The organism is Paenibacillus senegalimassiliensis (genome assembly GCF_001486585.1).
GTDB lineage: Bacteria > Bacillota > Bacilli > Paenibacillales > Paenibacillaceae > Fontibacillus > Fontibacillus senegalimassiliensis.
The window spans coordinates 369,339-378,805 of sequence record NZ_LN909044.1; the positions used below are offsets into that span (position 1 = coordinate 369,339).

General features: G+C 45.0%; 14 protein-coding genes. 2 read left to right on the forward strand and 12 right to left on the reverse strand.

What is annotated here, in order from left to right; genetic code table 11:
• Positions 1–106: 106 nt before the first annotated feature.
• The 12 genes from BN3279_RS07490 to BN3279_RS07555 form a co-directional block, all read right to left on the reverse strand.
• Positions 107–481, reverse strand: a complete 375-nt coding sequence (locus BN3279_RS07490; RefSeq protein ID WP_059050014.1) for a RusA family crossover junction endodeoxyribonuclease — start codon at positions 479–481, stop codon at positions 107–109.
• Positions 478–648, reverse strand: a complete 171-nt coding sequence (locus BN3279_RS23735) for a hypothetical protein (protein ID WP_157686444.1) — start codon at positions 646–648, stop codon at positions 478–480. Before BN3279_RS23735 ends, BN3279_RS07490 begins: the two co-directional genes overlap by 4 nt.
• Before the next feature lie 140 nt (positions 649–788).
• Positions 789–1,661 carry a hypothetical protein gene (locus tag BN3279_RS07500; protein ID WP_059050016.1) on the reverse strand — a complete coding sequence of 291 codons (873 nt, stop codon included), beginning with the start codon at positions 1,659–1,661 and terminating at the stop codon, positions 789–791.
• 353 nt (positions 1,662–2,014) lie between these two features.
• Positions 2,015–2,341: a hypothetical protein gene (locus BN3279_RS07505; RefSeq protein WP_059050017.1), complete on the reverse strand. Its 327-nt coding sequence runs from the start codon at positions 2,339–2,341 to the stop codon at positions 2,015–2,017.
• Positions 2,341–3,135: a PD-(D/E)XK nuclease-like domain-containing protein gene (locus BN3279_RS07510; protein WP_059050018.1), complete on the reverse strand. Its 795-nt coding sequence runs from the start codon at positions 3,133–3,135 to the stop codon at positions 2,341–2,343. Before BN3279_RS07510 ends, BN3279_RS07505 begins: the two co-directional genes overlap by 1 nt.
• The gene (locus tag BN3279_RS07515) at positions 3,132–3,776 is read right to left on the reverse strand and encodes an ERF family protein (protein WP_059050019.1); all 645 of its coding nucleotides are present in this window, start codon (positions 3,774–3,776) and stop codon (positions 3,132–3,134) included. Before BN3279_RS07515 ends, BN3279_RS07510 begins: the two co-directional genes overlap by 4 nt.
• A gap of 46 nt (positions 3,777–3,822) precedes the next feature.
• Positions 3,823–4,032: a hypothetical protein gene (locus tag BN3279_RS07520; RefSeq protein ID WP_059050020.1), complete on the reverse strand. Its 210-nt coding sequence runs from the start codon at positions 4,030–4,032 to the stop codon at positions 3,823–3,825.
• 697 nt (positions 4,033–4,729) lie between these two features.
• Entirely contained in the window at positions 4,730–5,614 is an 885-nt protein-coding gene (locus BN3279_RS07535) for a hypothetical protein (RefSeq protein WP_059050023.1), read from the reverse strand.
• An 84-nt stretch (positions 5,615–5,698) separates the two neighbouring features.
• Complete coding sequence (locus BN3279_RS07540) at positions 5,699–5,956, reverse strand: DUF7667 family protein (protein ID WP_059050024.1); 258 nt, start codon at positions 5,954–5,956, stop codon at positions 5,699–5,701.
• Between the two features lie 15 nt (positions 5,957–5,971).
• Positions 5,972–6,712, reverse strand: a complete 741-nt coding sequence (locus tag BN3279_RS07545) for a Rha family transcriptional regulator (protein ID WP_059050025.1) — start codon at positions 6,710–6,712, stop codon at positions 5,972–5,974.
• Between the two features lie 24 nt (positions 6,713–6,736).
• Positions 6,737–6,973 (reverse strand): helix-turn-helix domain-containing protein, encoded by a 237-nt coding sequence (locus BN3279_RS24465; RefSeq protein WP_059050026.1) that lies wholly within the window; start codon positions 6,971–6,973, stop codon positions 6,737–6,739.
• On the reverse strand, positions 6,958–7,221 hold the full coding sequence (locus BN3279_RS07555; RefSeq protein WP_059050027.1) for a helix-turn-helix domain-containing protein: 264 nt from the start codon (positions 7,219–7,221) through the stop codon (positions 6,958–6,960). The genes BN3279_RS24465 and BN3279_RS07555 overlap by 16 nt, the downstream gene beginning before the upstream one ends.
• A 145-nt stretch (positions 7,222–7,366) precedes the next feature.
• Here BN3279_RS07555 and BN3279_RS07560 point away from each other — a divergent pair, with 145 nt between their 5' ends.
• Positions 7,367–8,008: a LexA family transcriptional regulator gene (locus BN3279_RS07560; protein ID WP_059050028.1), complete on the forward strand. Its 642-nt coding sequence runs from the start codon at positions 7,367–7,369 to the stop codon at positions 8,006–8,008.
• Positions 8,009–8,011: 3 nt separating this feature from the next.
• Positions 8,012–9,196 (forward strand): site-specific integrase, encoded by a 1,185-nt coding sequence (locus BN3279_RS07565; RefSeq protein WP_059050029.1) that lies wholly within the window; start codon positions 8,012–8,014, stop codon positions 9,194–9,196.
• Positions 9,197–9,467: the final 271 nt, after the last annotated feature.

Genomic DNA, 9,467 nt, shown 5'->3' on the forward strand with positions numbered 1-9,467 from the left:
GGTCTAGGATGGGTTTTAAGGGCCTTTTGCGGTTTACCCTTCTGTTTATACTCCCTAGCTCGAAAAACCTCTAAAATCACCGCCTACGCCTCTTAAAACGACACTATCAATTGACTACTTCGAATTCTATTTCGATTCTCGGGTTATTCCGATCTACCGAAAAATCCATGACTTGGGGTAAAGCTAGTTTGTCGTCTGCATATATGCCTCCGTCTTCTAAGGCGTCTAGCAGCCCTTTTAAGCCGTTGTGAGTGTCGCGTCTACGTTTGTCCGGGAGGAAGAACCAAAGCCGCACAGCGACCTTCCCGGAGGCCGTAGGCCATTTGTTTTCCATTCGCCATTGGATAGAGCGGAAAGTCGCATCTTCCAGCCACTCTTTTGCAGACTTTTTAATAACCTTCATTCTGCGGCCTTTTACATAGGCGTTGTTGTACATATGGTTTACGCTGGGAGCCGTGCCGGGCAATATTAATCTGCTCATACGATGTTGGCCCCCTTATAATAATTTGGCCGATCCAGTACATACCGACTGTCACCTAGCTTGAGTGCTAAGATAGTCCCGTTTTTAACGTTGGCTACAGTGACTTGCCTTTTGTCCCCAGCCTCAGGCTTCTTCCACGGGCTCAAGTCGCGTATTGACTCAAACACCGGACGCACATCCAATTTCTTTTTGTAAAACTCTATGGCCTCGTCTGCCAAATCTAGTTGACATCTATTGCATACTGGTACCGTAGCCCAATATACTGTGGCGTGGTTTTTACATCCTGGTACGTTACACTTTGCTTTGTTCACCGTATGACACCTTCCTTTCTCGCCTTTCTTTCTTCTGCCATTCTCACCAATTCGGCAAACTCTTCTTCGCTTACTTCCTGTTCAGTTTCTCGCTTCACAATTTCAGGCTTATTCACTCGTCGGTTTTTCAAGTCATCCTTGATCGGGAATACCCCTTGCCAGCCATTGAGTATGGATTGGTTTAAAATGTCTATCTTGGTGTCGTCGTCACTTGCTAGATCGTCCAATTTTTTAAGCAGCAACTTAACCGCCGCATCTGTCATTGGCTTTTTGCTCTTTTTCCGATATTCATAAAATGAGTTCAAAGATTCGAGTAAAACGGGATTTGAGGTGTAATCCTCAAATGCGGTATTATCTTTTTTCTTTTCTTTCTTATCATTCTTTCTTTCTTTACTTTCTTTGTTATTGGTTGGCTGCTGGTTGGCTGCTGGTTGGCTGCTGGTTGAGCGTTGGTTCATTTGCTGGTTGGTATGCTGGTTGCCAATCCGTTCAATGTCTTGGCAGGACTGGTCTTCTGGTTGGTTATCCTGCTGGTTATCTTGCTGGTTGAATTTTTCGTAGTTTTTAACGCGATAAAGCGTGCAACGAGAATATTTCTGAATCAGCTCGATCATGTCATCCTTGATCATTTTTTGAATAAGCGTCTTCAAACGTTGTTCGCTTATCCCCAACCTTCTACTCCAGGCTGGCCGACCGAAGATAAATTCTCCCCGGCCAACCATGATGATTTGATCTCCAACCAACTCTCTGCCCGGTTCGTCCCAATACCTAGCCCTGACCAGCATTTCAACCCATACTTTCAGGTATTCTGCATCTTGGTATATCCAATGATTAATAATTTCCCGATGGAGTTTGATCCACCCGTCCATGTCACCACCTACTCTTTGCCTCTTTCGTAAAGTTTCGCTCTATACTCGACTGCCCAATTCCTGCCATCTTCCGTATAATCAACCCAGTTATGACAGGTCCCGGTGTTAACCGCTGGTCCGCATAGCATGGCAATGTCTTTAACTGTCGTTTGGCCTTCGATCTTCCATCGTCTGATTAAATGAGCAGCTTCCAAGGGGCCGGGGCATCCGCATCGTTCGCAGCGCCCCTCTGATCGCTCCATAGCCGCTTGGTAGACTTCCGGTGTGATTCTGCCTCTCATTTTGCTTGTGGGCTTACGACGGCGATATGAGGGCTTAGATACTGGATTAAATCCAAAGTCCATAAGGATCACCTACATATCCGTTTGGTATTTGAGTATTGTTTGTAAAGCTGATACTTGCACTTTGATAGCGTCAGCAGCTTCAATACCAGCTTTAAACTGTGCCTCTGCTAAATCACGCTCAAACAATTTGTCAGACACGTTGCCTTTGGCTAGATCCGTCACAATGGACACTGGTATATTGTCCGCACGTAGCTTTACAATCTCCTGTGCAAGCGCTAGGCGGTAATCTCGCTCTGCCTCGGCCTTTGCCCTGCCTAATCCAAACAATGCGTCAGCGGACTTGCTAAGCCGCTGAGATGCGGCGTGTATCTCTTGGGTTACATTAAGCACATCCATTAGATAGCCTCCAGCAAATCGAGATAGTAAGTCATTCCGTCCAATTTTTTGCGAGACTTGCAGTAATCACACTTGCCACATCCTACAGGCTGCTCGTCGCCCCGCTTAACAGACATGACCCTGCCAATGTTACCGGACACTTCTCTCAACTTTTCCTGTATGAGTTCAGTATCAAAGTAAATGATTTCTTTGTCTGGTACGTCTTCTTTCGATACGGCCAAAATTGTTGGCTCCAGGTAATCCGGATTTTCTACGCCGCTTAATCGCTCTATTTCGGCGTACACAGACATCTGTACGTCATACTGATATTGCTGTATAAAAGAGACGTATCTTTGGCCATTCCAGTATTTATCCCGAATACCCTTGACCGTCTTGATGTCAGTAAATCTACCGTTCCAACGATTCAGCACATCCAACTTTGCTTTCCATGGGATACCAAAGAGTTCCGCGGTCAAAATAACTTCTTTGTCTCCCTCCAGCACAATGTTGCACAAATCGTCTGATAAAACAGAGTCGATCATTTTGTTAGCCATCTTGTAAGGGGCCTTTAATTCCTTCTTAGCTGTATAGATTTCGGCATTATCGGATTTGAATAAGTCAAAGGCTTCTTCGCTCTCCAACGCTGCATGTACATACGATCCCAGCAACAGAGCATCTTTCTTAATGTCCTGGTACTCACCTTTGACCTTTGCCAGCGCAGCGGCCTCACACTTCAAAAAATCTTTGTACTGTGACACACTCATGTAATACTCGTTGGCTTCTTGGGAGTAATAGTTTTCGGGAGTAAGCTTCATTTGTTAGCCCCCTCTGCCAACTGGTCTTCTAGCTTGGTTAAAAAGTAATCAGCATTTTCTTCGCTCAACTGGAAGAATTTTTGGTTATACAGCGACAATGCCTGTGCATCCAATTGATTGGCTTTAAGACCCAACTTCGCCCATACGCCTTTTATTTTCTCAAGGACCTCCTTAGATGCCTTTTGCTCATGCTTCTGCTGGAAGGCATCTGGATCGTCCTTGTCAGTCGGGATGTTAAAAAATTTGAGGATAAAATACTTCTCGCCATACGTAAGGGCCTTACCTACTCCCTTTTCTCCAGCGATGTCAACGCCTTGGGAATACCAAGGGCACTCAACGGTTTCAGTCGGATTTTCGGCGTTGACCCATGTCATAGTCATAGATAACTCAGTAAAATACGTGGTTGTCTTCTTAGGCTTGTTGCCGTCCGTATACTCCACGGTTTCCGTAATCAGATTTTTGTCGTTAACACGTGGGATTAACAGCAATCCTTGCTCATTAATCTTTTTTCTAACGGACGCCAAAACCTGTGCGCTGCCCGTATAACTGTATTGAGATGACTGGGATTCTTTTTTGAGGTACGACACGTCTTTTCGCACCTCAAGTAATTTTTGGTAGATATTCAACTTTTCAGAGGACACCTTTACAACCTCCCAATAATCGTGTTATTGTGTACGTGATAAATTTTTATAGTTGTTGACCTCTGTTGGCGCAGTGGTCATTTTCTATTTTCAGCACCTGTTCAGCCGTTTCTAAAGCGGCGATTACCTTAGATAGTTCGAGACCGATAAAATCTGCGGTTGTTCTGAGGGCAGTTGCGGCCGACACGTTTTCCAGGTCCATCTCCAGTTGTTTCAGAGGTTTGATCCCCTTTTCCAACCACTCCATTCCGTTCATGTTCTTCCTCCAGACTCCGTCTAATTCGGTCGTATTCGGCCCGCTGGACGGCGTTTTTAAAAACAAATTTGGGATGCGGGCCATCAGTGCGAGTTGCACCTACAAAAGCCCGGGCAAACTCAGATATAAAGTCATCTTTCGCTGCTATCCGTATCTGCATATCCATCTGCATCTATCCTCCCAACCAATATTTGACCACTAGTTTCCAACGCTTCTTGTAGGCACGTCGGGCAATGGGGCTGCTTGATTTCGTAGACAATGTATTTTGCCTCCCTGCCACACCCGCACTTCACCATTTGGTTGCACCTTCTTCCATCCATTCTTGGCGAGTACATATCCTAGCCTTTTCATTTCGGCCATGCTTAGGTCAACAAAACCATATTCCCGCTTTTGATCGTCGGTCATTTCACTTACCCACATACCGGATGCCCTTCTTGTTAGCCGCTACCGCGCCGCTTAATACGGCTAATTTCTCGCCAATGGTTAAGGCGTTCCATGCTTTCCCGGTGATCTTCATGCTTTTCTGCCTCCAATCTATTTTTAAGTTGAGTAGTGACTACATCCAGTGCGGCATTGGCATCTGCCAGAGACTTCCCGTACTTTTTGTCCCCCGGGAAATCTACCAGTCGCAAATTTATAATGTATATATGATCTAGTAAGGCCGTTTGTATGGTATAGAGAGTATCAAGCCCAAACATTACTCTGCGTCCTGCCAGTGACCGCTTATTAAGTTGTCTGGCTTTGTTTTTGCTGTTACTTTTGCTGATCTGCTCCAATTTGTAACCTTGACTCTAAGACCTGCAAACACGCCATACTCTAAGCCTGCCTCGATGCCCTCGCCTGCCTCGATGCCCTCGCCTGCCTTGATGCCCCAGCCTGCCTTGATGCCCTCGCCTGCCTTGATGCCCCAGCCTGCCTTGATGCCCCAGCCTGCCTTGATGCCCCAGCCTGCCTTGATGCCCTCGCCTGCCTTGATGCCCTCGCCTGCCTTGATGCCCTCGCCTGCCTTGATGCCCCAGCCTGCCTTGATGCCCTCGCCTGCCTCGATGCCCTCGCCTGCCTTGATGCCCCAGCCTGCCTCGATGCCCTCGCCTGCCTTGATGCCCCAGCCTGCCTTGATGCCCCAGCCTGCCTCGATGCCCTCGCCTGCCTTGATGCCCTCGCCTGCCTCGATGCCCTCGCCTGCCTCGATGCCCTCGCCTGCCTTGATGCCCTCGCCTGCCTTGATGCCCTCGCCTGCCTCGATGCCCTCGCCTGCCTTGATGCCCCAGCCTGCCTCGATGCCCGTGCCTGCAATCAGCAATTTAATAAAGGCTCCAATTTTAAAGACAACTCTTCCCGCAAAGACGATCTGCAAAGTAGACTCATTGACGTGTTCCTCGTACTCACGCACATCTTCTGTAGGGCCAACTCTTCTAAGCAACCACTCCGCCCAATCGGCACGACCAACATCACAGCACTTATCCAAAATGGCTTGATATTCACCACCCTTGGGAAATTCTTTCATAAAAAATCTGTATCCTTCCGGGCAAGCGCCGTAAGCTTTTACTTGCTCCGATGTGATCAAAAATGTACCTTTCATTTAACTTCCTCCTAAAATTTAGTTTTTCGATGCGAAAACCCAGTGCCTCTCCGATGCTATCCCCTAGCAACTCGTCAAATCGGTCTAAACCTCGAACAAGTCCCGTTCCAGCGCTTCAATCTTCGCGCAAATATTATGCTGCCAATCATACTCACCATTGACATGTGCAATGTATGAGAGGTTTTTCAACTCGTCGAGTCGCTGAATCATTTTTAGATTTTGCTTGAGCAACGGTTGCAACAACTTAACAGCAGCTTTATCTAGTTTTATTTGTCCGTATTGATTCGTTGACATCCATGTGATAAGTGCCATCTTACGATGTATAGGATGTATGCCGATCAAGGGTTATCTACCTCCTTATGCTAATGTACCAATAGCCAATTCCTTGACTATGGACGTATAAATTTCTTTCAGCCTTGGGTCAGACTCAATCACGTCCATGCGGTTAGTCTCGTTGATTTTGGTCTTTGTGGCCCCGGCATCTGCCAAACGGTCCTGAAGGTTCTTGAGACGAATGTTTAATTGGCATTTGCCGCGCTCTTCAAGCAATCTATAACTCTCCGTGCGGATATCCCGGTAACTCGTGCCGGATCGATATGCCGCGCCGTTGAGCATACCTTTGATCATGTTGCGCCAGCTTTCGTCGTGCTGTAAAAAGGTTTCTTTAATGACTGTCACTTGCTGTTCTGTCTGCTGCTGGCGCTGTTGGATCTGTTTAACGTTTTGTTCCATCGATATTAATAGTTGGAGTTGAGGGCTGAGTCCGGTTAGGTCAATCGCCTGTGACTTTTCCATTTCCTCAAACCTGGACACATAAGCAGCGGTGAACAATGTTCCTTTTTCACCCGTGAGCTTATTCGCAACCATGTCACAGCCTTTACGGGTTAACAGGAAGCAGGGTAGTTCTCTTCCAGTTGCGTCTTTGTAAGTGCTAGTGATGAAAAATTCACTGAGGGGAAAATCTCCTTTAGTGAGATATTCCGAATAAGTGCGAATACTTTTGATTAGATCGCTGTGTGGTCTTCCAATCATTTCTGCAACATCCCGACTATCGACCAGTAACTGACCGTTTTGATTGATGATCTGTAATTTGTTCACCCTAAAGCTCCTTTCTTTTTTAAATTAATTAGATTTTCTGAGTTGTTTATTCTTCTGGTTTTCTTTCCACTTTAACAAGTCATCCAAATCGATCTTTCTGCTGGCGCCAATCGTGTAACTTGGTAGCCCGCCATGGTCAATTGACAGTTGGCATAGTTCATAGACTGTATCTCTAGATAACCCCAAAAAGTCAGCAACAACTTGGGGGGAGCATACATCCGGCAAATCTTCGACTTTGGTGATTTTCAAGCGCTCACCCATTTTCTTGGTTCACCATCTTTCTTGAACATATTTCCGATTAAATCGGATTTTCTGCCACAAAAAACAAGTCCTGGCGGCACTTTGTATAGATCCACCCATAAATTCATCAAATCTAAAGGTATGCCGCTAGAATCTTTCTCATAACGGTGGACCGTATCAATACTCCTTTTAGAAATATCTGCTACTTCCTTTAAAGTATACCCGGCATTAACTCTCGCCGCTGTCCAAGTAATCTTATACTCGCTCATTTTTTCACCTCCCTCGCCAATAATATATTCCGATTAAATCGGATTGTCAACCAATTTATTTTATAAAATGCTTTTATTTTTTGATTAAATCGGATATAATCGGAAATAATACTGATAAATCGGAAAATTTGGAGGTTCAATAACGGTGGCACGCAAAAAATATTCTGAATTAGAACTGAAAGCAATGAGTGAAGCTTCAGTAAATCTAAAGAAAACAATGAGACTAAGAGGCATAAACCAAACATACTTAGCAGAAAAAACAAATATACCTACTAGCACTATCTCTGATTACGTAAACGGAAAGACTTTGATATCGATGGGGAATCTAGAAAAAATATCCGAAGCCCTGCATGTATACAAGTCTCAATTAATTCCATCTCTTGGTCAAGGGGAACGCTATCATAAAGATATCCCTTTAATAAAATCAATCCGCAGCGAGGATGGACTACTGGCAGAAGATAATATTGATGAATATATTCACTTCCCTTTTCGGGACGACATTCAACCCGATTATGCGGTTCGTATTGCCGATGATACAATGTCTGATTTCGGCATAAACAAGGGCAGCGTTGTCTTTTTGCGAGATGCTCAATGGGCAGACCGAAACGGGCAAATCGTTTCGGTGATATCAAGCGATAAAAAGAATGGAGTTCTAAGAAAAATGAACTGGGAAGAAGGAACGCCAAAAATAAAGTTGTATTCTGGGAGGAAATCCTTTGAGGAAAAACTTCCCAATCAAATAAAAGTTGTGGGTATATATATGGGACATTTCTCACTGGGGGGTTGAATAATGGCTTACATCAGAAAAAGGGGAAAGTCGTGGTATTACACGGTTGATATTGGGAGAAATTTAGTAACCGGAGAAAGAGAACAGGAGTCAAAAGGCGGATACAGAACAAAGAGGGACGCCGAATTGGCAGCCGCGGATGTTGAGGTGCAGGTTGCAGAAGGTACGTTTGTGAAACAAACGAAAATATCATTTCGGGAGTTTGCGGAATCTTGGTTAGAGTTTTATGAATCGACAGGAGAGGTGAAACCAGGAAGTGTTCAGGTGAGAAGGACGAGGATCAATAAATTGTATCAATACTTTGGGGGAGCGAAATTAGTCGATATAAAATTGTCGCATTATCAAAACATGCTAATTGACCTTAAAAAAAATGGAGCTGCTAACGAAACGATACTAAGCATCCACGCAACAGCAAGAATGATTTTTCGCCGAGCCATGGAATTGAGGATTTTGAAAATAAACCCAACAGAGTATTCTAAAGTCCCAAGAAAGCAAAAGACCGTGGCCGAAATAGAAAGCAGAGAAGATATTCCGAGATATATGGAAAAGGAACAACTGGCTAAATTTTTGCGCACTGCGAAAATTCACGGAAAAGATAAGGATTACAACTTGTTTATGGTTCTCGCTTATACAGGATTGAGGATTGGTGAAGCGGTTGTTTTGCAATGGAAGGATATTGATCTGAACAACAAAACAATATCCATCACTAAGACGTATCATTCTGTAAGAAACAACACAACTTCTTATAAATTAGTTCCCCCAAAAACAGAAGCAGGAATTAGGGTCATCGACTTTGACGACACACTTAAGAAAATATTCGAAAAGCAAAGGTTACTAGTAAATGAATACAAAATGAAATACAGAAAAAAATATTTTGATGGGGATTTCGTTTTTCCTAATCTAGGCCCTAATTTCCCTGGATACCCAGAGACGCAAAAGAAACCAGCGGCCAGAATGAAAACAATTGTAGAATTAGCAGGCTTGTCTAATTTTACACCACATTCCCTGAGGCATACTCATATCACCTTGTTGGCTGAAGCTGGAGCCACCTTGATAGAAATAATGGAGAGACTTGGGCATAAAGATGATAAAACAACAAGACTTGTTTATATGCACGTTACAAAAGAAATGAAAAAAGGAACCGCTCAAAAATTTAGCGACTTAATGATGCAAGTGGTCAAAAAGTGAGCAATTATAGGAAGACATCAATAAAACCTCTTTCCAGGACCGCTTTTACCCCTGTAATGGTAAGATCATCTCGGTCTTGCCCGCTCCGGTAACTGCCCACAGTAGAAAGCGGGGCGGGCGGATAGACCCGCTACTCCCGGCGCCTTGAGACTGGCGCCGGCCAACTAAACCGCGGGCCGCCGTGCTCAGGCGGCGAGCGAGATTGCGCAGGCACCCAAGGGGCTGCGCGTTATGGCGGGCGGGCTTCTTCCCCGGGAAGCCCGCCGCGGGC